The organism is Bacillus cereus group sp. N11 (genome assembly GCF_016483605.1).
Taxonomy (GTDB): domain Bacteria; phylum Bacillota; class Bacilli; order Bacillales; family Bacillaceae_G; genus Bacillus_A; species Bacillus_A toyonensis.
On record NZ_JAEHBN010000001.1, the window covers coordinates 12,915 to 36,453 of the forward strand.

The window sequence follows — 23,539 nt, forward strand, 5'->3', positions numbered from 1 at the left end:
TAAATGAAGTATATGATTGGAGTAGATGGTGGGGGGACGAAGACAGAAGCAATTGCATTTGATCAAGACGGAAATGAGCTTGCGAGAGGTACGAGTGGATTTGGAAATATAGTAATAAATTATGAGAATGCACTCACACATATTATAGATGCGATTAATCAATGTTGGGAACGTTTAATAAATGAGCATTGCGTTTGTATTTGTTTAGGATTAGCAGGTATAAGTGGAGCAAATACAAATGAATTAACAATACGTCTAAAAAAGAAGTACGGAACACAAATTGAAGTTTTTAATGACGCAATGATTGCACATGCAGCTGCTTTAAAAGGGAAGGAAGGAATTTTAACAATTGGCGGTACAGGTGCGATTTGCCTAGGAAAGAAAGGGACAGTATACGAGTATAGCGGTGGATGGGGACATATTTTAGGGGATGAAGGAAGCGGATATTGGATTGCATTACAAGCTTTAAAGAAAATGGCATTACAATTCGATCAAGGAGTTAGCCTTTGTCCATTAAGCTTGAATATTCAAAGGCAGTTTCAACTTTTGACACCGTCTCATATAAAAAGCCTAGTATATACTTCTTCAAAAGATAAAGTTGCAGCAATCGCACCATTAGTTATTCAGGAAGCGAGAAATGGGAATGAGGGTGCACATGAAATTATGATGCAAGCTGGTAAGGAATTAGCGAGAATTACAGTAGATGTTTATAATAAGATGCAATGTAAGTTTTCAACTCCAATTGCAGTAAGTGGTAGCATATTACGTTTAGTTCCTGAAATATATGATGTATTTAAGAAGTGCTGTGAGGAAAGGATTGAAGAACTTACATTTGTATCACAATCAGAAATGGCAGTGAAAGGAACATATTATTTAATGAAGGATGTATATTTTAAAGTGTAAATAGATAAATGAGAATTTTTGTATGATTTGTAAAAATATGATGTTAAAATGTACAAAGGGATGTAGATTGAAAAATGTACAATATACGTAGTAATTGAATAGTGTATATGTATTCCCATGTAGAAAGTGAATGATTACATGATTAATAGTATGCAGTTTTTGTATTTGGTGGCTTCTTATTTATTTGGTAACATCTTGACCGCTTATATAGTAACAAAGTTGAGACATAACGTTGATATTAGGGATGAAGGAAGCGGAAATCCTGGCGCAAGAAATATGGGGCGTGTATATGGAAAATGGTATTTCGTCGCTACATTTTTAGGTGATGCGATTAAAGGTGCAATTGTAGTTTGTATAGCAAAATATCTTTTTGAAGATGCTACATTCGTAATGTTAACATTATTGACCGTTATTATTGGACATATTTACCCAATGTTGTTTAAAGGTAAGGGCGGAAAGGGAATTTCGACATTTATCGGAGGACTCATCGCATTTGATTATTTGATAGCGCTTACCCTCATAGGTATTTTTATTGTTTTTTATTTAATATTTAAAGGATTTACAAAGCCAGGGTTAATTACAATTGCTTGTTTACCAATTTGTATGGTTTTTTATTCTTACTCTATTGGTACGACTATATTAAGTGTACTTATTATTGTGCTTATTTTATATGTAAATCGAGAATAAAGTGAACCTTTTATCCCGCTATTTGCCGGGCAGTAAGACCCCCACCTCAAAATTCAGCGGAAGCAAAGAAGTTAGGTGGGGGGCGGGCTGCCCGTAAAAGCCCGATTGGTGAAGGCTAATAATCAGTGGAGGATGAACAAAACCCTCACTGATTAAAGTTTCACTTTATAAGTGGGGGTATCTCCACTTATAATTTTTATGAATTAAACAACGAGCAATAAGTAGAGAGAAAGGGGATAGGACATGGGGATAATTTATAAAATTGCTGATCAAGCTTGGGAATTTGAAAGTATACATAAATTGAACTATAAAACATTTGTAGAAGAAATTCCGCAACATGAAGAAACGGAGGAACGTTTTCGTATAGATCGATTTCATGAAGAAAATACATATTTAATTTGTTTAGACGGTGAGAAGTTAGTAGGTATGGTCGCGGTAAGAGGAAAACGCCCATTCTCATTACATAATAAAATCTCAAATTTAGATGTATATTTAAACAAACATGGTGAAAACGTATATGAAATTCGTTTGCTTTCAGTAGAACGTGAATATAGAAATGGTAGAGCGTTGTTAGGATTAATTCGCTTTTTACATCGTTATTTGCTTCTAAATGGATATGAATTGGCACTCATTTCAGCTACAACACGTGAGCTGCCTTTATATGAGCATATGGGGTTCAAATCTTTCCATACGTTAGTTGGAACAGAAGAAGCAGCTTTTCAGCCAATGTATGTTACACCTACTATGTTCGAAGAATCGAGTGTTGGAGGTATTATGACGAAAGAATTTACGTTTTTACCTGGTCCAGTAGACATGGAAGAGAATGTTCAAAAGGCGTTTTCTACTAAGCCTATTTCGCATCGTTCTAAGTCATTTCAAGTGACAATGGACAATGTAAAGAAACGATTACTTCAAATGACAAAAGCAAAACATGTACAAATTATGTTAGGAACAGGGACGTTAGCGAATGATGCGATTGCTTTACAGATACGTTCTTTAAAAGGTAAAGGGTTAGTTTTAGCGAATGGAGAGTTTGGTAATAGATTAATTGAGCAGGCAAAACGAGCACATTTAAATTTTGATACGTATAAAAAACAAATGGGAGAGCCGTTTAAACAAATCGAATTAGAAAAAATAATTGTAAGTGGAAATTATGAATGGCTTTGGTTTGTTCATCATGAAACATCAACTGGAATGTTAAATAATTTGGACGAGCTAAATGTTTTTTGTAAAAAATATCATATGAAACTATGTGTAGATTGTATTAGTTCAATTGGAGCAATACCGATAGATTTGAAGGATGTATATTTTGCAAGTGGCGTTAGCGGGAAAGCGATTAAATCATTTACAGGACTATCTTTCGTTTTTCATAATCACAATATAGAGAAAAACGAAGCAATACCTGCGTATATGGACATTGGTATGTATGAAATGAATGACAGTATTCCATATTCTCATTCATGGAATTTAATTTACGCACTGCAAGAAGCATTGAAGAAATTTGAGGATGAAACGGCGTTTGTAAAAATAAAAGAGACATATGCTTATATGGAAGAAGCTATTACTAATATGGGTTTAAAGCTTGTTTCACCTAAAGAGCACACCGCGCAAATTATACTCACCATTCAGTTAAATGAAGGGTATTCTTCTAAAGCAGTAGGCGATGCATTAGCATTGCAAGGATACATTGTTCATTATGAGTCATCTTATTTGCAAAAAAATAATTGGATCCAAATTGCATGTTTAAATCATTATAAAGAACGTGATAGGAAGAGGATGTTGAATTGTTTGCAGGTGTATGTTACAGAAAGTCCTTTTAGCGTAAATCATTATATATAAATTTTATAAAGTTATAATTTACACTTGCTAAGCGAATAGAAGTACATGTATTGACAACAGTCTAAAAGAGAGCGAAAGCCCTCTTTTAAACTTACTTAAATGGACTACTCACAGATTGGAATACCGAGAACTCTCAAAGCTAGTGCTACTTGAAGAGTAATTTCCAATCTAGCAATTTCGATGCCAGCAACTGTGAGTACTAAAAAAGGTTGGCCGTTTACGAACACAATACAACTTTCCATATATACGCCTCCTTTCTAGTAATCTACTACAGTATATGAATAAAACTATAATACGTTATAGTCAGATTCATGAATTTTATGAAAAATAATAGATTTAACCTATGTTCACGAAATAAATGGGCTCATAGTGTCAATCATATAATAAAAAGCATCTAAAATAAGATGCTTTTTATTATATGTACGTTTTCAGCGTGACAATAAATAAAGCGAATCAATAATCAATAGAGAGGGAAAAATATTGATAAATATTTGTATGAGGTAAACTAAGAAGGTTTTAGAAAAACAAAAAGGAATTTTTATACTTGTAACATAAAAATTCTAGGGGGATGTTAATATGGAAAAAACTATGATGGTAGAAACAACAAACATGATGATGTCTATGGAAAAAATGATGTGTGAAATGAAGTGTATGAAAATGATGATGAATAACATGATGCAAATGGATGTAGAAATGGATAAGGCAATGATGGTAAAAATGAACGAATGTGATGAAATGATGAAGACAACTATGTCTATGATGAAAGCGATGAAAGAGAAATGTTGTTGAAGTAACAAAGTATAGCGTAAAATGATGCGGATTTTGCAAATTTGAATTAGAAAAGAGCCTGTATTAGTTGGTACACTAAAATAGGCTCTTTTTAAAGATTTTTCAAAAATAAATTGATTTGATAAAAAAAGAACTAAAGATTATTTTAGTTCTTTTTTCTGTTTTAACACTGTTCAAATCATTGGATTAAAAGCTATAGAAGATGGATAAGTAGTGAACAAAGACAAGTGAGAGCCTATCTTTCTTCGTTAAATGTGTGCTGAAGTAAACAAGGACTCCATTTTAATTTTACTCTTTTCACGAATTTCAGCGTCTGCATGCCTCATAACGTATTTATGCGCTACAGCAATTGCTAAAACATCATCTAATAAGCCAATACCGATAATAGCAGCTATATCTGGAATGAAATCGATTGTTAATACGTAATAGGATAAAGCAGCTAATATTATGAGTTTTGCTTTAATAGGTAACGTTTTCTTTTTCATTGTGTAAAATAAAATAATACTTTCATATACGCTGGATTTTCCAAGGTTTGCGGAGCTTTTTTTGAATTTTTTCCAAAGCGTCTGTTTCTCCATATAAACACTCCTTTTACAAAAACATATATTTTTTAAAAGGATGGACAAAGAAGTGAGGGAATAATCCATTTTATTTTTGTTTCTTAATTTATAATTCCATAAGAATAGGAAATTACCTGTTCAAAATAATATAATGTTTATGATGCAACGACCTACAGTGTTTCATTACATAGTATGGATAATAAAATTTATGTAGTCAAAAATGGTGAGGTTGCTGATATTGTAAGAAAGGCTATTTTCCATGGGCATGGATTTGATCCGGTTCATTGTTTAGGAGAAGAGAACGGCAATACTTATAGGTTAGCTTTAGAATTGGGTGACATTATGTACTATAATCTCTATCACGGCTCATGAGGTGGAATATACGTTAGATGACATCGCTCAAATGAATATATCTAAATTAGCAATAAGATACCCAGACGGATTTAATCGAGAAGCTTGTCGGAAATCTGTTAATGGGAAGTGAGACCAAGTTTGAATTTTGTACAGAAACTAAAGAAGCCCATACTTCAATTCGTGATATGTATAGTAAAATGTATGTGGATGATGCAGTTATTATTAAACATTTAATAAACGGTATGGGGGAAGGGAAATGAAGATAATAGAATTACCAATTGAATTTGAATGTAACGGGCGAAAACAATGGATTTATCCGAGCTTAATTGTATTAAACAATGAATTAACTTTAGTAGATACAGGTTATAAAAATTTTTTACCTTTAATTGAAAATGAAATTTTAAAACATGGATATGAGATGAAAAACTTAAAAAATATAATTATTACTCATTATGATGATGATCATATAGGGTCTTTATACGATTTCAAAGTGAAATATCCTCAACTTCATGTTATTGCTAGTGAAATAGAATCCAACTACATTAATGGTGAAATAAAATCAGAGAGACTAGTTCAAGCTGAAGAAATGTTAGAACATATGCCAATTGAAGAGAAAGAATTTAGTGAATGGTTTATACAACAGTTAAAAAATATAAGACATATTTCCGTCGATGAAAAAGTATATGATGGTCAAATGATTTTGAATGATAAATGTCAAATAGTAGCGACGCCAGGACATACTTCGGGGCATATTTCATTATATTTTCCGGACTTAGACTGTGTAATTACAGGGGATGCGGCCGTTCAAGATAATAATGAATTAGTAATAGCTAATCCAAATTTTTGCTTAGATATAGAAAAAGCAGAAGAGTCATTAAAAAGGATTAAAAGCCTTAAAGCCGTAAAGTATTATTGCTATCATGGAGGAAAACTCATTATATAAAATATATAAAAAAACCGATCTTTCTTATATTGAAAAGATCGGTTTTTTAATTCATAGATTCCGCAATTCTTATTAAATCAGTAACATTGTATTTTCTTTTTATGTATAGTTTGTTACCAAGGGCGATTTTATATTGAAAACCGTCCTTCTGAAAGATAAGTTCGTATGCTAAATCAAAATGAGGATTATATACTGCCTTTATATTATGTTTTAAAATGTAAAATTTAGTGCCCTTATGTAAATATTGATCTAATTTATGTTGAACTGGTGAAACAGTGATTTTAAAAATCCCATTACTATCTTTATTGTAGTATCGTAGTTCTAAGTAATCGTTATAGATGTACCCTTGAAATTCATGAATTTCGAACGGGAATTTTGTAGGAGTAAGTATATGTTTCTTACACTTCATTTCATATTTTTTTACAATAGTAGCTTCTTTCATTAGAGGATTAGTTCCATCGTAAATTTGATTAATTTGAGATATTTTATTGTTTTTTGTTATTATTTCTAAAATGTAACCGATAGTAAATTCATCATCAGTGTCTTTGAAATAGGAAATAAGAATTGTAGTATCTTCTTTTGGAGATGGTATTATTTTAATTTCATGAATAGGTTTTTCCTTTTGGAATGTAGGTAGTTCAATCCCTTCTGTTACATATGACCGCATTAATTTTTTATCATTTTGGAGTAAAGCTTGTTTAAATTCACTTATCACATTTGTTTGAGATTTCGCCATAATAATTGAGGTCGATTGAAAATATAGTAAGAACAATATACAAAATATCTTTATGAATGTATTGGTCAATTTTATCACCTTGTACCTATGTTTCCTTAACATTGAAATATATATGTATAGGAGGGGAAAAGATGAGTTTATTGCTTGATGTAATAATGGCTATAATTACATTTTATCCTCGAAATGATATGAAATTAAAACATCACATTGCAAAGTTAAGTGAATTCGAGTGGTTTCGAAAGCTACACGAAGATACAAAGTATACAAGACTAATTTGGAGTAATAGAAAAATTAAAAAGTTCATTTTGTCTACTACTAACATGGAAGTATTAATAAATTCCGAGACAAAACAAAAAGAATTTGTCCACCTAGTACATGATGAATATAAAAAAAGAAGGTAAGAATTTTTTTATTTTTCATATTTGGCGAAACAAATGGTACAATGAAAGCTAATGTGAAAAATAAGGAAAAGAAGTGGTCTATTTGAAAAACTTTTTAGAATTAGGAATTAGTGAAACTTTTAATCATACATTACGTGAAAATGGAATTACGGAAGCAACACCAATTCAGGAAAAAGCAATTCCTGTTATTATGTCAGGAAAAGATATTATTGGGCAAGCGAAAACAGGAACGGGTAAAACATTAGCATTTGTTTTACCGATTTTAGAAAAAATCGATCCAGAGTCTAGTGATGTTCAGGCATTAATTGTTGCACCAACAAGGGAACTAGCATTGCAAATTACAACTGAAATTAAAAAAATGCTTGTTCAAAGAGAAGATATTAATGTACTAGCGATTTATGGCGGGCAAGATGTAGCACAACAATTGAGAAAGTTAAAAGGTAATACACATATTGTTGTAGCAACACCAGGACGATTATTAGATCATATACGACGTGAAACAATTGATCTAAGTAATCTTTCAACGATTGTACTAGATGAAGCGGATCAAATGCTTTATTTCGGTTTCTTATATGATATTGAAGATATTTTAGATGAGACACCTGGTAGCAAACAAACGATGTTATTCTCAGCAACGATGCCAAAAGATATTAAGAAATTGGCGAAACGTTATATGGATGAGCCGCAAATGATTCAAGTACAAAGTGAAGAAGTAACGGTAGATACAATTGAACAGCGTGTCATTGAGACGACAGATCGTGCAAAGCCAGATGCACTTCGTTTTGTTATGGATCGTGATCAGCCATTTTTAGCAGTTATTTTCTGTCGTACAAAGGTTAGAGCAAGTAAGCTTTATGATAATTTAAAAGGACTAGGTTATAATTGTGCTGAACTTCATGGTGATATACCTCAAGCGAAACGTGAAAGGGTTATGAAGAGTTTCCGCGAAGCTAAAATTCAGTACTTAATCGCAACGGATGTAGCAGCTCGTGGACTTGATGTAGATGGTGTAACGCACGTATTTAACTATGATATCCCTGAAGATGTAGAAAGTTATATTCACCGCATTGGCCGAACAGGACGTGCAGGTGGATCAGGTCTTGCAATTACGTTCGTTGCAGCGAAAGATGAAAAACATTTAGAAGAAATTGAAAAAATGCTTGGTGCACCAATACAAAGAGAAATAATCGAACAACCGAAGATAAAACGTGTAGATGAAAATGGAAAACCGGTACCAAAGCCGGCTCCAAAGAAATCAGGTCAAAATCGTCAAAGAGATAGCCGTGAAGGTTCCAGACGTGATTCGAGAAATGAAAATAATCGATCATTTAATAAGCCAAGCAATAAGAAAAGTAGTACAAATCAAGGTCAGAAAAGACGTGGGCGTTAAAATATGAAGTGGTAATTGGGATGAAGAGATATATTGTTTGTTAATAGAGAAATCGATATATAATAAAAAATCCTGATACAATTATGAATGCAGAAGGAGTCACAAATTTTTGTGGCTCTTTTTGTATTTTAAGATTAGGTTGGTATGCATTTGCTCAATGAGAGTAAAGTTGATAATTTCATTTACCGTATTTTAAGTGAATTGAAAAATAAAGAAAGAATAAAATGTGGAGTTTTATTTGTCTGAATGTTCAGTAGGTTATATAATAATTTTCTGACTATTAAAATATGGATGAGTGCAAATGAAAAATGAAACGTTACACACACAAGAAGACATTTTAAAAATGCTTGATTCATTATTAAGACCTGCAGAACCATTTTGGAATGAATTTTATGCCAATAGAGAAAAGGATGTTCCGTTTTTTGAAAATATTCCAGATGAGAATCTAGTTTCGTATATACAAAAAGAGAGAGTTTCAAAAGGGAAAGTATTAGAACTTGGATGTGGTCCAGGTAGAAATGCCATTTATTTAGCGAATGAAGGATTTGATGTTACAGCAGTGGATTTATCTGCAGAAGGCATTCAGTGGGCAAAAGAGAGGGCGTTGGCAAAAGGGGTACAAATTCACTTCATTTGTGATTCAATTTTCAATTTAGAGGTTCAAAATGAATTTGATTTTATATATGATTCTGGTTGCCTTCATCATATTCCACCACATAGAAGAATGAATTATATAGAGTTAATTGATAGATATTTAAAATCAGGTGGTTATTTCGGATTAACATGTTTTGCAGCAGGTGATTTGGATGAACGAAATGGATCAGAAATAACAGATTGGGACGTATATAGAGGATGGAGTCTACAAGGTGGTCTTGCATACTCGGAAGAAAAGTTAAGAGAGATATTTAAAGAATTTGAGGTAATTGAGATTAGAAGGATGAAACAAATGAAACAACCGAATGATATGTTTGGGGAATCATTTATTTGGACAGCATTGTTTAAGAAGAAATGAAAATTAGATAATTGACAAATTCATCGTTTTTATAGACAATACATTTATAAGAATGTACGTTCGGTTTCGTTGACCGATGTATGTTTTGCATAAATACATAACAAGGGGCTGTCTCTATATGAGTAACACAAATCAAAAAATTACTACATTTTTAATGTTTGAAGGAAAAGCTGAAGAAGCGATGAATTTTTACACATCCCTATTTGATCAATCAGAAATTGTAAGTATTTCTCGCTACGATGAAAATGGACCTGGTAAAGAGGGAACTGTAATTCATGCAACTTTTACGCTAAATGGCCAAGAGTTTATGTGTATTGATAGTTATGTAAATCATAATTTTACATTCACTCCAGCTATGTCTCTTTATGTAACTTGTGAGACAGAAGAAGAAATTGAAACGGTCTTTCATAAACTAGCGCAGGATGGAGCAATTCTTATGCCTTTAGGTGCCTATCCATTTAGTAAAAAGTTTGGTTGGTTAAATGATAAGTATGGTGTGTCTTGGCAGTTAACGCTTGCTGAATAAAAAAGAAGCATCGCTTATTTGTATAATGTGTTTAGTTAAGAGTTTGAAAAATTAAATAACTTTAAAAAGCGTTCCAACTGTCAACAGGTTTGGAACGCCTTTTTTGTTGGTATATCATTTTTGAGGAATTGTTAATTAATATCGTTTATTTTAAATGAATTGAATAGTTGTCTAATTTCATGTTTATTTAGAATTTTTTTATATTTACGGTCGATTATTTGTTAAGATAAATATATACAACTAAGTATTTACTATCTGGTAGGTTAATAAAAAAAGGAATGTATAAATAGTTAATAATCTTACAATTAAATTGCAACTAGGTAGTTAGGAGGAAAAATCGCAATGGATACTACACAACAAAACAGTAATGCATGGGATAAGAAGGTGGAAGAAGGTTCTAGATACACGCAGCCTGTAAGTAGCGAGGTTATTGAGAAAAGCAAATCAGGTGAATGGGAGATTACAGTCACTACGGAAAAATCAGTTCCTAGAGAGTGGTTTCCAAAGTCATTAGATGGATTAAAGATACTTTGCTTAGCATCAGGTGGCGGACAACAAGCACCAGTTCTAGCTGCTGCTGGAGCAGATGTAACAGTTACTGATATATCTAAGAAGCAATTGGAACAAGATGAAAAGGTAGCAAAACGGGATGGTTTGAATTTGAAAACAGTACAAGGAGATATGTCAGACCTTGGTGATTTTGAGGATGAATATTTTGATATTGTTATAAATCCTGTTTCTAATTTGTTTATAAAAAATGTTCATCTTGTATGGAATGAAGTTTCTAGGGTTTTAAAGAATAAAGGTATTCTTATTGCTGGATTTACAAATCCGTTACTATGGATTTTTGATGATAACCAAGAACAAAAAGGTATTCTTGATGTTAAACATTCAATTCCTTCATCAACATTGGATTATTTACCAGAGGATGAAGTTCAAGATTACATCGATTCAAATCAAACAATAGAATATGCGCATACTTTAGAAGACCAAATCCAAGGCCAAATTGAAGCTGGTTTTGTTATAACAGGTTTTTACGAGGATGGTTTTGGTGGAACAAGGATATTAGATAAGCATATTAAAACCTTTATTGCCACTAAAGCTATAAAGTTAAAGGTTGATTAAAAATTTTAGCTAGTTACACAGGGTGTTAGTCGAAGAAGGGGTTTATAAATAGTAAAAGTTCAATATATGTCAAAAAGGATGGCACTTACCATCCTTTTTGACATATATTTTGAGTGGCAAAACAAGTTTTACAACTTTTAGCTGAACCCGTTATGATTTATAGCGATGCTTTTACTTTTTAAGAATTTTGGCTGCCGAATCTTTTTCCAAGTTTAGCTAATAATTCAGGCTGATCCCCTTGGCTCATTACAACTTCAATAAAGATAAGTCGATTCATATTAAAACTTATTTTATTTAAGACTTCTGCTAACTCTATTTCATCTTTTACTTTAAATGTGAGACTTTTTTCTTCTGATCCGAATACATTTGGCAGTTTATTATAATCCCACATTTGTATGTCATTATATGGTTGGTCTCGTCCATGAATCGCTCGTTCAACAGTATATCCGTTGTTATTAATTAAAAATATGATTGGTTTTAAATTATGACGTAACATAGTGGATAATTCTTGAACAGTTAACTGGAAAGAACCATCACCAATAATTAAAATGTTACGCCGTGTTACATTAGCGAGTTGTGTTCCTAATAGAGCGGGAAGTGTATATCCGATAGATCCCCATAACGGTTGTCCTACATATGCAGTGTTATTAGGTAGAGGGATAGCAGCACTACCAAAGAAAGGTGTTCCTTGCTCTACAATTAAGACGTCGTTTTCTTGTAAGAAATGGTACATTTGCTGCCAAAAACGTTTTTGTGTGACCATTTGTGCTTTTGGATTGAACTCTTCAGTAAAAGGTGATGATTCTAAAATAAATGGCTTAACGTCAAGAGTATCTTTATTACGATGCTCAATTGAATCACTTAAATGTTGTAAAACATCCTGCATTACAACTGGACCGTATTTTTTATCTATAATTTTCACAGTGTAGGGATGGATTTCTATAACTTGTTCTTTCGTAAAACCTTGTGTAAAGCCACCGGTAATAGTATCAGTTAATTTCACACCGATACTAATGATACAGTCAGATTCATCAACTCTTTTTCGCAAGTATGGAGGACTAACATCGCCAGTGTAAATTCCTATAAATTGAGGATGTTTTTCTCGGAATATGCCCTTTCCCATACTTAGTGATGCGATAGGGAAGCCAGTTTTTTCTACGAATTGATGTAAATCTTCTTCAGCATAAAAACGATTCACTTCAAAATCAGCTAATATAACCGGTTTTTTGGCGCTATTTATTTTTGAAATGGCATGTAGAAGCATTTTATCTAATGCGTCTTTATTACTTACTATGGGATGATTTAAGATTGGCTCCGTAGGTTTATTAATTGGTTTATTATATACATCGATCGGTAAATTAATATGAACTGGACGTTTTTCATTCCAACATGTACGTAATACACGATCAATTTCATCAGCGGCATGCTCAGGGATTAAATTTGTTTGTGCTACCGTAATTTCTCGATACATATTGGAAAAGTGATCGAACTTTCCATCACCTAATGTATGATGAACGAGTCCTCCATTTTCCATTACAGTTGTTGTTGGTGTACCGGTGATTTTTATAACTGGTACGTTTTCGGCATATGAGCCGGCAATGCCGTTTATGGCGCTCAATTCCCCGACACCAAAAGTGGTAATAAGAGCAGCGACGCCTTTTATGCGAGCATATCCATCTGCTGCATATGCCGCATTTAATTCATTACAGTTACCAATCCATTCTAAATTTTCATGTGCAATCACATCATCTAAAAAGGCAAGATTATAATCACCAGGAACACCAAATATATGCTCAATTCCTAATTCATGTAATCGATCTAATAAATATGTACTTACAGTGTATTGCGTTTTCAAGAGAATCATCTCCTAATTATTTTAGTTCGTGTAGTGAATGCTTCAATGGACTACAGAAGTTCAAGTGCGTTGATTAAAATATTCATTACTGGATTGTGGTATAATTTACATACAGGGGGAAAGTAGATGACACGACATAAAGAAGAACAGATGAATGAGGCATTGGCATTATTTTATTTTGCATATAAAACATTTACTGAAAAGCCAGATGAAATTATAAAAGAGTATGGTATACAACGAGTACATCACCGAATTTTATTTTTTATCGCACGTTTTCCAGGGATAAGTGTAAATGAGTTACTATCGCTATTAGAAATAAGTAAACAAGCTCTTCACGGACCACTGCGTCAACTTGTTGAAAAAGGACTAATTGAAAGTAATGAAGCTACTCATGATCGTCGAGTAAAACAATTATCCTTAACAGAAGAAGGTACAGATTTAGAGAAAAAACTAAGTGATGTTCAAAGAAAGCAAATGGGTGCTATTTTTTCAAAATTTGGTGAATCATGTGAAGAGAATTGGCATCAAGTTATGAACGAAATGGCAAATAGCCGTTCAGGTCATGATGCATGGATAGCGAAAAGAGAAATTCCAGTTGATCAAAAATAATGAGAAATAGGCCTTTCTTTATAGTTTGAAAAAGAAAGAATTTTATCCATGCATGTGGCAACTATGGGTAAATCATAGAGTGAATGGATAAAAAAATACATTACTAGATACTTTATACGTGTACGCGATGGAACAATAAAATTCACATTTCCGAGAGGGGAATTATAATGATAAAACTTGTACTTATTCGTCACGGACAAAGTTTATGGAACCTTGAAAATCGCTTTACTGGATGGACGGATGTAGATCTATCAGAGAATGGATTAAGTGAAGCAAGAGAAGCAGGAGCAATATTAAAGGAAAACGGTTATACTTTCGATGTTGCTTACACATCGGTATTAAAACGAGCAATCCGGACTGTATGGATTGTTCTGCATGAAATGGATCTTACTTGGGTGCCTATACATAAATCATGGAAACTAAATGAAAGGCATTATGGAGCGCTACAAGGATTGAATAAAGAAGAAACTGCAAAAAAATACGGTGAAGAACAAGTTCATATTTGGAGAAGAAGTGTCAATGTAAGACCACCGGCTCTTACTGAAGAAGATCCTAGATATGAAGCGAACGATCCGAGATATAAAACGCTCAAAAAAGGTGAATTTCCATTGACAGAATGTTTAGAGGATACGGAGAAGAGAGTGCTGGAGTATTGGCATTCAGAAATTGCATCATCATTAAAAAGTGGTGAGAAAGTAATTATTTCATCACATGGTAATACAATTCGATCGCTAGTGAAATACTTAGACAACCTTTCAAATGATGGTGTGGTTTCATTAAATATTCCAACTAGCATTCCGCTCGTTTATGAATTAGACGAAAATTTACGTCCGATTCGCCATTATTACTTAAGTATGGATGGAGAAGTACCTGAAGGGGAAATTCCGAAACATATTTCTTTTTAACATGAAAATTTGAAATGCATGCTTGTCTACATATACAATGTAGACTCATGATAAAAGACATGGCCTCCTTCTAATGTATATGCGATGTAGCTAAATTTAGAAGCTTGTCCACGTCTTTTGTCATAAAGAGAACTACTTGCGCATGTAATGATATCGTGAGTAGTTTTTGAATGGAGGGTGATGTAATTGACGATCTCTAACATTCGAATTGGCTTATTTATTTTAGCAATCGTTTTTGTAGTTCTTGTTTTCTTTTATTGGAGAAATGAAGAGTTATATGAAGAGAAAAAGCAGCGAATTCGAAAAACTTGGTATGGATTATTCATAACATCAGTCACAGTTTATTTCATGATTAAAGGAATCGATTTAACCCTCTGGAAAAACTTATTAATGTTCACTGCGATGGTCATTTTTGTTGATATTTCATTTATTTTAACACCTAATATTTCCGAAATATGGGGAGCGAAATTTAGCGATATCGGTAAAACTGTTCAATCCATAAAGCGGTCATTAATCGCTTCAAAAGCAAGAGGAGAAATATATACGAACATTATCCAAAATATTAATCCAGCAGCATTTGGGACGATGGAATGGCATACGGAAGAGGAATATACAAAAAGCTTAAACGCATTTTTAGATTCATACGGGGAAAAAATTGGAGCGAAAATTGTTGTATTTGAAGCAGCGAATGAATTAAATACGGGCTTTCGTGGTATTCGTTCTCAATTTAGTATTACAATACCTATAGAGCATATAGAGCAATTGAATGAACAAAAAGCAGTGCAAGTAGAAAACGTGGGAATTATACCAGCAAAAATAATGAATGATGTTTTTATCGTGATTGATGGGAAGAAGAATAGCCTGCAGGATCGAGATTTTGAAAATGTATATAATTTAACAATACATCATAGTTATTTTAGTAAGTAGGACAGAATTGTTTTTCTGTCCTTTTCTTCTATACATAAATTCAAAACAAAATTCGACAAAGTTGAATAAAATGGGACAATCATTCCTACACTAGCACGTAGAGGTGATTGTAGTGATAAAAGATTATGACAATGATTTTTTCAAAGAAGAAAATGAAGATACAACAGATTTCTCTTTAATCAAAGGAGATACGTTGCAGCAAGTAGAAAAGTTAGAAGAAGAATTAAAAAGAAAATGATTCGTGTACACTCTGTCTTTATTTGCTATATAATATAAATAGAAGATTGTATCTTTTTGAAAAGGGGGAGAAGAGATGGCTGAAATAAATGTACAAAAGTCTTCGTTTTTTAAAGAAAAAAAAGAAGAATCAAATACAGATTTCTCTCTTGTGAAAGGTGCATTAACGGAAAATATAAATCGGTTAGAAAAACTTATGAATAATAGCAGTTCAAAATATATACGAGTACAAAAAACAAAAGAAAATGCATAGAGCATTTTCTTTTGTTTTTTATTCCGTTATTTTCCGATTAGTTTCAAATTAGTTAACATTTAATTTTTCTTTTACTTTTCCAGGTAAATCTACTTTTTGAATTTCTACATAGGACTTCATTTCAATAGATGATATTTCATTTTTATCTGTATCATCTTGATATACATAAAGGCGTAAAAACGCATTATCATTTCATTTATGGTCCTTTTCTTTTTTTGTACTTCTAAATGTAATTTGTTTTTTTACTCCGTCTTCATCATATGCGGGTCACGTATAGTTCCGTAAGCTTCTGCCTTCTACTTTTTCGATAGCGCCTTCACCTTTTATCTGTACGTAATATACACCCTTACCAATTCTATTTAGTGATGCTCTCTCACATCCAATAGTAATGCTTGAAAATAATAAACATAGTGTCATAACAGCAAAAAGCTTTTTCATATTATTTATCTCCTTCAATTTGTTTCTTTAAAAAGTATACAACTATTGTTAAATTAGAAAAATCGATATAGATTACAACATTCTAATAATGATGTAAGAGTATAAGGTATAGAGCGCAGAAGGATTAAATTGAACTGTTCATAATAAATTTTTAATATGTTTAAAGAAAGGTAAAATAATGAATCATGGTATAATGATAAAAGACTTACATACTATTTTTTCATTTTGAGAGGAGCTTGAAAAATGTATTCTACTTTAGAAAAATTAACAAAGCACCCTGTATTTTATCATTTTGCAGAAATTTCAAAGATTCCTAGAGGATCAGGTAATGAAAAGGAAATTAGTGATTATTTAGTGGGCTTTGCAAAAGAGCGTAACTTAGAAGTGATTCAAGATGAAGCATTAAATGTCATTATTAAAAAAGATGCAACTGCTGGCTATGAGAGTGTACCAGCTATTATCATTCAAGGTCACATGGATATGGTTTGTGAAAAAAATCAAGCAACAGTACATGATTTTGAAAAAGATCCAATCGAGTTACGAATTATTGGAGACATGCTATATGCGAATCAAACAACTTTAGGTGCTGATAACGGTATTGCTGTTGCATATGCATTAGCTTTATTAGATTCAAAAGATATTCCGCATCCAGCACTTGAAGTAGTAATCACTACTGAAGAAGAAACGACAATGGGCGGAGCTTTTGCTGTTGATGCAGACCACTTTGACGGAAAGATTTTTATAAATATTGATTCTGAAGAAGATCATAAATTACTTGTAAGTAGCGCAGGTGGTGCGAAAGCAGTTGAAACAATTCCAGTAATTTGGGATGAGGCACCAGTTGATATGGATACATACCGTCTATATGTTGGTGGACTTAAGGGCGGACATTCTGGTATGGAAATTGATAAACAACGTGGGAATGCGAACAAAGTACTAGGACGAGTTTTACGTGATTTATCAATAAATATTCAATTTGATATAAGTGAGGCTCATGGCGGATTAAAAACGAATGCAATTCCACGTGAAAGTATAGCTACAATTTTATTACGTCAAGAAGATGTAGAGAAAGTTGAAGAAAAGTTAAAATCATGGACACGAGTATTACAAGAAGAAATGCGTGCTGTTGATCCAGATGTTCATGTTACACTTACAAAATTAGATGAGAAAGTAGAAAAAGTATTTGCTAAAGAAACACAAAAACAGCTTATTTCATCATTATTCTTAATTCCAAATGGCATTCAAAGTATGAGCATGGATATTAAAGGACTTGTAGAAAGTTCAACAAATTTAGGAGTTATTGAAACGCTGCAAGATGAAATTAAATTGCGAAACGAAGTAAGAAGTTCTGTAAGTAGTTTAAAACGACATATTGCCGATGAAATTAAATATATTGCTGAATTAGTTGGAGCAACATTTGAATTAGAGTCAGAATATCCGGAGTGGCCATACAATCCAAACTCACAAATTCGTAATTTGTTTGAAAAAGTACATCAAGAAAAATACAATAAAAATGTTGAAATCTTTGCTGTACATGCAGGGATTGAATGCAGTGTATTCGTTCAAAAGATGCCTGAATTAGATGCAATTTCATTCGGGCCAGATATATTCAACGTTCACACTCCAGATGAGCATATTAGTATTTCTTCTGTTGTGAACAACTGGGGATTCTTCGTTGATGTAATGCAGGGAACGAAAGAATTAGCTAAGTAATAACGATAAAATGAAAAGTAGCCTATAAAAATTTATAGGCTACTTTTTTGTATTGGAATTTATCCCGATATTTGCCGGGCAGTAAGACCCCCACCTCAACATTCAGCGAGAGCAAAGAAGTTAGGTGGGGGTCGGGCTACCTGTAAAAGCCCGATTGGTTTAACTAATAATCAGTGGGGGATGAATAAAACCCCCACTGATTAAAGTTTCACTTTATGAGAAGTCTTTTTTCGTTAGTATGTAATATTAAGCTTGAACAATTAATAAGGATGAATTGTTGATGTTTTTTAGTACTTATGAAGGGGTGAAGAAATGAAGGGAAGAAAGCAATGTATTGTTTGTATATTTTTATTGTTCTTCACAATTAGTTTCACTGGTGTTCACAAAGTAATAGCAGAAGAAGTTGAATTTTCAGGAACAACTGCTCCATTGAATGTAAATGTTAGAGAAGAAAAAAGTTTGAATGCAAATATTATAGATGTGATTCCCGGAAATACAAAAGTATCTTTTAAAGGATGGGAGTATGGTGAAGCGGTTAAAGATTATTGGACAGGAAATTTAGATAATCGTTGGTTTTATTATTTTAAAGATGGGAAAAAAGTATATGTAACGTCAGCTTATATTAATGGAAATCCTCCAAATACATCAACAGATCGTAAATTATCTGTTCCTAACATATTACAAGAAAGATCAAATTGGTGTTGGGCGGGCACTTCGGTTTCAGTTTTAAATTATTTTGGGAAAACTCCTTCACAAGACCAGTATGTTAGATATGTCAAAGGTGGATCATATAATAATCCTGCAACTTCACGTGAAATACAATATGGATTATCGGGATATGGTGTTAGCTCAGCTATAAGTTCTGGAGCAAAATCGTATGATTGGTTCAAAAATCAAATTAATAGTAATCAACCGATGATTGCACTTATTATGTGGCAAAATGGAGCTAACATCGGACACTTTCTAGTACTTGATGGATTCTATAAAGGTACAAATGGAACAGACTATATAACTTACATGGACCCTTGGTATGGTGATCATTATAATCATAATTTCAGTACGTTCCATAACAATAATAATTTTTGGTGGAATGAAACTGTTTATAATATCCGTGCAAACTAATAATATTAAAAGTGTGGGGGTTCATGAATGGGAAAACTACTTAAGCTTGTGATACCATGCATTTGTTTAATGACTGTTATTATTTTCGCTAGTAAAATTAGTTATGCATCAAAAAATAAAAGTGAACCAGTACAATCGATCGCATTAAAAGATTATCAATATAGTAAGAGTAGTTCTTCTGAAAATGTAAGTTTTGAAAAAATAACAACCTCTTCATTTTCGTTACCAATCTATGAAACAATTCCAGCACAGCAAATTTTAAATAGCTCTGAATTTAAGCATATACTATTACCAACAAATGAAAAGCTGTGGTTTATTATGAAGGGTGAGCAGCCAGAAGGACTAATAGTTGCGAATGATGCTGAACCGATTCGAATGGGTGGAGAAAATAGAAGTAAAGATTTATATGAGTTATATAAAGCAATAACAAATAATACAAATGAAACAAAAAATCTTAGTTATTTTGAATTTGAAGGGCAAGGAATATTGATAGTAAATCAAAATAATGACCAAGAAATATACCTTAGTAAGGGGGCTGCTGCTATATTAAAACTTCCCGCTGGTCAAAAAATAGTAAGCAGTGAAGTAATACAGAAAATGAAAGAGAGAATCGTAACTGCTTTTGAATAGTTAATTATAAACTGAATAAATAAATACGTATGTAATATAAAATTTCATGTACTGTATTAGTTTTAGAAATGAATACATTCATAAAAAATACAGTAGAAAGAATAGAAAAGATAATAAGTGAAAAAAGCGCGAGATGTTATAGGGGTCAATGGTGATTATAGTAGGAATTGTTGATTCTTATTTGTTATTTATATGAGGTTGAACATGGAACAGGCAAAAGGATTGATGTTAGAGGTATAAACATAATAGTGCATATAAAAAGGTTAGAGAAGCTAATTCTCCAACCTTTTTATATGCATTCCAAAATTTTTATAAATGGTGGAGTTACACATGCTCATCAAGTTAACATTTCATACCACCCCCGGAGTGGATTTTTTGCATTTTGCACAGAAAGATATTGTTCGATTTAAATCGTGCTTCATACGTAATGATTTAATTAAAAAAGCTTGACCTTAACACTATGTAAAGGTTTACAGTGGAACAGAAAAGGAGGTTAAGAAATGCAAAAAATAACGAAATTTTGTATGAGTGCTGTACTAACCACATCTATTATTAGTGGTTATGCTCAAATTAAGGGAATTGAGAAAGTCCAGGCGAAGGAAATTGAAAAACCGCAGAGAGAAGATAGGAAGAAAGTAGAGGCGCAAAAAATAGTAGGAAAGTATACAATGCCAGATGAAAAAAGCAAACATGAAGGAACATGGCTACAATGGCCTCATGAACTTACATACGGGTCAAAATATCAGCAAGAAGTAGAACCGATTTGGATTCAAATGACAGAATCTTTAAGTAAAGGCGAAAAAATTCATATTGTTGCATATGATCAAGAAGAGAAAGAAAGAATTATTGAAGTTCTAACGGATCAAGGGGTAAATATGGAGAAAATTGATTTCTTTATCGCACCTACTGACGATGTATGGGCTAGAGATACTGGTCCAATTTTTGTTTACGATAATGACAAAAATTTAAAAATATTAGATCCAGGCTTTAACGGATGGGGAAAGAAAACGCCATATAAGAAAGATGCTCGTCTTCGTGAGAATCTTAGCAATCAGTTAGGCATTGAAAGAATAAATTGGAATAAATTTGTTCTTGAAGGTGGCGCATTTGAATTGGATGGTAATGGAACTGTTTTATTAACTAGAAGTGCTGTGACGAATCAAAATAGGAACGCTAAATTGTCAGAAAAGGATATTGAAAAATATTTTAGTGAACTTGGGGTAACAAATTTTATTTGGTTAGATGGAGCACCTAACTTAGATATTACTGATTTTCATATTGATGGATTTGCCAAATTCCACGATAAATCTACTATTATAACGTTAAAAGAAAAAGATTTGGCTGAATGGGGAGCGTCTGGCAAAGATATTAACAAGTTGCTGCAGGCAAAAGATGCTACAGGTAATAAGTACAAGTATGTATATCTACCGCTAAGTAAGAATAATGTTACATTAAAAAATGGGAAGAAGCTTGATTATAAAGGTTCCTATATTAATTATTATATAGCGAATGAAGTCATCTTAGTTCCAAACTATAATGATCCTAATGATAAAATAGCAAATGAGATGATTCAAAAACTTTATCCTGATCGTAAAGTGTTGGGGATAGATGTAAGAGAGCTGTATAAAAATGGTGGTATGATTCATTGTATTACTCAACAACAACCAATTAATTTAAAATAATATATTTATAATTCTTTGGGAAGTTGTCTATTTCTTATGAGAATCTGTTTATCCATAGGATAGGTAAAGACGCGATAGCATTTTTACCTATTTTATTGTATTTTTTTATGAGTTTAGTATAACTTTCCTATAAACTGAAGAAACCTACCCTTTTTGAAAAAATCTTAATCAAAATGGATAGGTTTTTTAAATGAAAAGCTATACTTGCTGTTGCGGAAGAAACATTGTTTAAAGGTATGTTTTCACCTTTTAAAAGTTTCTAGTACAATCATTCTTACTAAAATATCTATAAGAATAAGATTTATATGTTTTTTTAACAATCCATACATGCCCATCAACTTCAGAATGCAGAATTACCATAAATAATAAAAGTTCAGCGGTTTTTCTGTTTATATTTGTAACTTAAACGAATTATACTTGGCCAATTATTGTGCAATCTTTTCAAATAAATGACTTTCTTTATTTGAAAATAAGGGTGCATCTATAAACCCAAAATGATAAACTAAAATACCTAATTCCACTCTAGAATGAATACGCCATTTTTCTTTAATATGATTAATTATCGTTGAAATTCTTCTAGGGCTAATATATATCTTTTTGGAAATTTCTGCATCTGTTAATCCTTTTGCTACATAAATAGCCACTTCTAACTCTCTTTCGGTTAACATTCTTTTCATAAAATAAGCTCCTTCGAAATTATTCATATAAAAATCAAAAGAAACTATTATTTGAAATAAAGCTGAAAAATCATATCCAATACTCTTTATTCCCTTTAATTGTAATAATTTCTCTCATTTTAATACAAGTTTGTAAAAGAAACTATAAATCAATATAATTAGTAATTGTAACTATATTAATTTTACATCACATTAAAAGTTGGAAAATATTCTTATACTCATAAATTGTTACATTTGAGGGGGAGAAATGGAATTCTATAATCTCGGTATTATTATTAAAGAACTTAGAAAGAAAAAAAATATATCACAATCTGAACTATGTCGGGGAATATGTTCACAAAGTCAGATTAGTAAGATAGAAAAAGGTATTATTTATCCATCTAGCATATTGTTGTATCAATTATCTGAAAGACTTGGTGTTGATCCGAATTATATATTTGCGCTAACTCAAAATAAAAAATTAAAATATGTAGAAAACGTAAAATATGTAATAAGAGATTGCATAAAACAAAAACAATATGAAGAACTTTATGAAATAGTGAAAAAAGAGAAAAACGAAAATAATTTCGAGTCAAAAGAAAATAAACAATTTCTACTATGGCATGAAGCAATTGCTATATTTATGGTGAACAAATCAACAAAAACTGCTTTAAATCTTTTAAATCATGCATTAAAACTAACTGTAACCAATGCTGATTTTTTATCAGAAAGAGAAATAGATATTATGCATACAATGGCAGTAATCTATGCGGAAAATGGAGAATATGAAAAAAGTATAGGCATATTAAAGAAATGTTTAAGTAATTTTAATAAGATAGAATTTCCTAGAAATAAAGAAATTAAATTAAGAATTATTTATAACTTAACAAAATGTTTACATCTTACATATGAACATGTAGAAGCAATAAAGTACAGTGATATAGGTATTAAATTAGCCATTAATATAAATAGTTTATACTTATTAGGGGAACTAAATTTCGAAAAAGGTTCAAATTTATTAGAACTTCAGCAATCTAGTGAAGATGGTTTTAACTATATTAATAAGGCATTATTTATTTTTGAACTAACAGAAAGAAAACAATATATAAAGATAATCAAGGATAAATATTTTAAAAACCAGAAATAAACAAGAGAAAGCTTTAATATGAGCTATTCCTTATTGGAATTTCCTGTTAAAATAAGTGCTGTAATACGAACTATTCCTTATTGCTGTTTATTGCTAAAAT

General features: G+C 32.0%; 25 protein-coding genes and 2 pseudogenes. 21 read left to right on the forward strand and 6 right to left on the reverse strand.

Features of this window, described 5'->3' with window-relative positions; translation table 11 throughout:
• Nucleotides 1–3: 3 nt before the first annotated feature.
• From JDS98_RS00075 to JDS98_RS00085, 3 genes are all read left to right on the forward strand, one after another.
• Nucleotides 4–903 carry a BadF/BadG/BcrA/BcrD ATPase family protein gene (locus JDS98_RS00075; RefSeq protein ID WP_087968941.1) on the forward strand — a complete coding sequence of 300 codons (900 nt, stop codon included), beginning with the start codon at nucleotides 4–6 and terminating at the stop codon, nucleotides 901–903.
• A gap of 138 nt (nucleotides 904–1,041) precedes the next feature.
• Complete coding sequence (gene plsY, locus JDS98_RS00080) at nucleotides 1,042–1,590, forward strand: glycerol-3-phosphate 1-O-acyltransferase PlsY (protein WP_000610841.1); 549 nt, start codon at nucleotides 1,042–1,044, stop codon at nucleotides 1,588–1,590.
• A 243-nt stretch (nucleotides 1,591–1,833) separates the two neighbouring features.
• Entirely contained in the window at nucleotides 1,834–3,429 is a 1,596-nt protein-coding gene (locus tag JDS98_RS00085) for an aminotransferase class V-fold PLP-dependent enzyme (protein WP_098711217.1), read from the forward strand.
• A 104-nt stretch (nucleotides 3,430–3,533) separates the two neighbouring features.
• On the opposite strand, the gene JDS98_RS00090 is transcribed toward JDS98_RS00085, so the two are convergent.
• Nucleotides 3,534–3,671 carry a DUF3956 domain-containing protein gene (locus tag JDS98_RS00090; protein WP_000443202.1) on the reverse strand — a complete coding sequence of 46 codons (138 nt, stop codon included), beginning with the start codon at nucleotides 3,669–3,671 and terminating at the stop codon, nucleotides 3,534–3,536.
• A gap of 334 nt (nucleotides 3,672–4,005) precedes the next feature.
• On the opposite strand from JDS98_RS00090, the gene JDS98_RS00095 reads away from it, so the two are divergent.
• Complete coding sequence (locus JDS98_RS00095) at nucleotides 4,006–4,218, forward strand: hypothetical protein (RefSeq protein ID WP_000416118.1); 213 nt, start codon at nucleotides 4,006–4,008, stop codon at nucleotides 4,216–4,218.
• Nucleotides 4,219–4,466: 248 nt separating this feature from the next.
• Here JDS98_RS00095 and JDS98_RS00100 read toward each other — a convergent pair whose 3' ends face one another.
• Nucleotides 4,467–4,796 carry a YkvA family protein gene (locus JDS98_RS00100; protein WP_087968943.1) on the reverse strand — a complete coding sequence of 110 codons (330 nt, stop codon included), beginning with the start codon at nucleotides 4,794–4,796 and terminating at the stop codon, nucleotides 4,467–4,469.
• Nucleotides 4,797–5,000: 204 nt separating this feature from the next.
• Here JDS98_RS00100 and JDS98_RS30035 point away from each other — a divergent pair.
• Together JDS98_RS30035 and JDS98_RS00105 are read left to right on the forward strand one after the other, a co-directional pair.
• Nucleotides 5,001–5,262, forward strand: a pseudogene (locus JDS98_RS30035) (MazG nucleotide pyrophosphohydrolase domain-containing protein); the annotation flags it as partial.
• A 126-nt stretch (nucleotides 5,263–5,388) separates the two neighbouring features.
• Nucleotides 5,389–6,075 (forward strand): MBL fold metallo-hydrolase, encoded by a 687-nt coding sequence (locus tag JDS98_RS00105; protein WP_087968944.1) that lies wholly within the window; start codon nucleotides 5,389–5,391, stop codon nucleotides 6,073–6,075.
• 46 nt (nucleotides 6,076–6,121) lie between these two features.
• Here the strand turns inward: JDS98_RS00105 and JDS98_RS00110 are convergent, their stop codons facing one another.
• Nucleotides 6,122–6,880: a hypothetical protein gene (locus JDS98_RS00110; RefSeq protein ID WP_140158435.1), complete on the reverse strand. Its 759-nt coding sequence runs from the start codon at nucleotides 6,878–6,880 to the stop codon at nucleotides 6,122–6,124.
• A gap of 62 nt (nucleotides 6,881–6,942) precedes the next feature.
• Between JDS98_RS00110 and JDS98_RS00115 the strand changes: the two genes are divergently transcribed.
• The 5 genes from JDS98_RS00115 to JDS98_RS00135 all read left to right on the forward strand — a co-directional run bounded on the left by JDS98_RS00115 (nucleotide 6,943) and on the right by JDS98_RS00135 (nucleotide 11,265).
• Entirely contained in the window at nucleotides 6,943–7,212 is a 270-nt protein-coding gene (locus JDS98_RS00115; RefSeq protein WP_087968946.1) for a hypothetical protein, read from the forward strand.
• 73 nt (nucleotides 7,213–7,285) lie between these two features.
• Nucleotides 7,286–8,602 carry a DEAD/DEAH box helicase gene (locus JDS98_RS00120; RefSeq protein ID WP_098711218.1) on the forward strand — a complete coding sequence of 439 codons (1,317 nt, stop codon included), beginning with the start codon at nucleotides 7,286–7,288 and terminating at the stop codon, nucleotides 8,600–8,602.
• A gap of 301 nt (nucleotides 8,603–8,903) precedes the next feature.
• Complete coding sequence (locus JDS98_RS00125; protein WP_199633413.1) at nucleotides 8,904–9,614, forward strand: class I SAM-dependent methyltransferase; 711 nt, start codon at nucleotides 8,904–8,906, stop codon at nucleotides 9,612–9,614.
• A gap of 118 nt (nucleotides 9,615–9,732) precedes the next feature.
• Entirely contained in the window at nucleotides 9,733–10,140 is a 408-nt protein-coding gene (locus JDS98_RS00130; protein ID WP_000072494.1) for a VOC family protein, read from the forward strand.
• Between the two features lie 342 nt (nucleotides 10,141–10,482).
• On the forward strand, nucleotides 10,483–11,265 hold the full coding sequence (locus tag JDS98_RS00135; protein ID WP_097959729.1) for a class I SAM-dependent methyltransferase: 783 nt from the start codon (nucleotides 10,483–10,485) through the stop codon (nucleotides 11,263–11,265).
• A gap of 178 nt (nucleotides 11,266–11,443) precedes the next feature.
• Here the strand turns inward: JDS98_RS00135 and JDS98_RS00140 are convergent, their stop codons facing one another.
• Nucleotides 11,444–13,120 carry an alpha-keto acid decarboxylase family protein gene (locus JDS98_RS00140; protein WP_199633414.1) on the reverse strand — a complete coding sequence of 559 codons (1,677 nt, stop codon included), beginning with the start codon at nucleotides 13,118–13,120 and terminating at the stop codon, nucleotides 11,444–11,446.
• 126 nt (nucleotides 13,121–13,246) lie between these two features.
• Between JDS98_RS00140 and JDS98_RS00145 the strand changes: the two genes are divergently transcribed.
• From JDS98_RS00145 to spoIISB, 5 genes are all read left to right on the forward strand, one after another.
• The gene (locus tag JDS98_RS00145) at nucleotides 13,247–13,729 is read left to right on the forward strand and encodes a MarR family winged helix-turn-helix transcriptional regulator (protein ID WP_097959728.1); all 483 of its coding nucleotides are present in this window, start codon (nucleotides 13,247–13,249) and stop codon (nucleotides 13,727–13,729) included.
• Between the two features lie 167 nt (nucleotides 13,730–13,896).
• Nucleotides 13,897–14,634 (forward strand): 2,3-diphosphoglycerate-dependent phosphoglycerate mutase, encoded by a 738-nt coding sequence (gpmA, locus tag JDS98_RS00150; RefSeq protein WP_097954107.1) that lies wholly within the window; start codon nucleotides 13,897–13,899, stop codon nucleotides 14,632–14,634.
• Nucleotides 14,635–14,820: 186 nt separating this feature from the next.
• On the forward strand, nucleotides 14,821–15,561 hold the full coding sequence (locus JDS98_RS00155; RefSeq protein WP_000155915.1) for a type II toxin-antitoxin system SpoIISA family toxin: 741 nt from the start codon (nucleotides 14,821–14,823) through the stop codon (nucleotides 15,559–15,561).
• 112 nt (nucleotides 15,562–15,673) lie between these two features.
• Nucleotides 15,674–15,799, forward strand: a complete 126-nt coding sequence (locus JDS98_RS00160; protein WP_000588713.1) for a hypothetical protein — start codon at nucleotides 15,674–15,676, stop codon at nucleotides 15,797–15,799.
• A 75-nt stretch (nucleotides 15,800–15,874) separates the two neighbouring features.
• A complete protein-coding gene (gene spoIISB, locus JDS98_RS00165) occupies nucleotides 15,875–16,051 on the forward strand; it encodes a stage II sporulation protein SB (protein ID WP_000808012.1) in 177 nt (58 codons plus the stop codon).
• A 48-nt stretch (nucleotides 16,052–16,099) separates the two neighbouring features.
• Here the strand turns inward: spoIISB and JDS98_RS00170 are convergent.
• Nucleotides 16,100–16,489, reverse strand: a pseudogene (locus tag JDS98_RS00170) (YxeA family protein).
• A gap of 243 nt (nucleotides 16,490–16,732) precedes the next feature.
• Between JDS98_RS00170 and pepD the strand changes: the two are divergent.
• The 4 genes from pepD to JDS98_RS00190 all read left to right on the forward strand — a co-directional run bounded on the left by pepD (nucleotide 16,733) and on the right by JDS98_RS00190 (nucleotide 21,636).
• A complete protein-coding gene (gene pepD, locus JDS98_RS00175) occupies nucleotides 16,733–18,202 on the forward strand; it encodes a beta-Ala-His dipeptidase (protein WP_000287513.1) in 1,470 nt (489 codons plus the stop codon).
• Nucleotides 18,203–18,514: 312 nt separating this feature from the next.
• Nucleotides 18,515–19,324: a papain-like cysteine protease family protein gene (locus JDS98_RS00180; protein WP_097959726.1), complete on the forward strand. Its 810-nt coding sequence runs from the start codon at nucleotides 18,515–18,517 to the stop codon at nucleotides 19,322–19,324.
• 27 nt (nucleotides 19,325–19,351) lie between these two features.
• Entirely contained in the window at nucleotides 19,352–19,954 is a 603-nt protein-coding gene (locus JDS98_RS00185) for a hypothetical protein (RefSeq protein WP_000517264.1), read from the forward strand.
• Nucleotides 19,955–20,454: 500 nt separating this feature from the next.
• Entirely contained in the window at nucleotides 20,455–21,636 is a 1,182-nt protein-coding gene (locus tag JDS98_RS00190; RefSeq protein ID WP_142307106.1) for an agmatine deiminase family protein, read from the forward strand.
• A gap of 425 nt (nucleotides 21,637–22,061) precedes the next feature.
• Here the strand turns inward: JDS98_RS00190 and JDS98_RS00195 are convergent, their stop codons facing one another.
• Nucleotides 22,062–22,313, reverse strand: coding sequence for a response regulator transcription factor (locus JDS98_RS00195; protein WP_000827556.1), 252 nt, complete (start codon nucleotides 22,311–22,313; stop codon nucleotides 22,062–22,064).
• Between the two features lie 247 nt (nucleotides 22,314–22,560).
• Here JDS98_RS00195 and JDS98_RS00200 point away from each other — a divergent pair, with 247 nt between their 5' ends.
• The gene (locus JDS98_RS00200) at nucleotides 22,561–23,439 is read left to right on the forward strand and encodes a helix-turn-helix domain-containing protein (protein ID WP_097959725.1); all 879 of its coding nucleotides are present in this window, start codon (nucleotides 22,561–22,563) and stop codon (nucleotides 23,437–23,439) included.
• Nucleotides 23,440–23,539 lie beyond the last annotated feature (100 nt).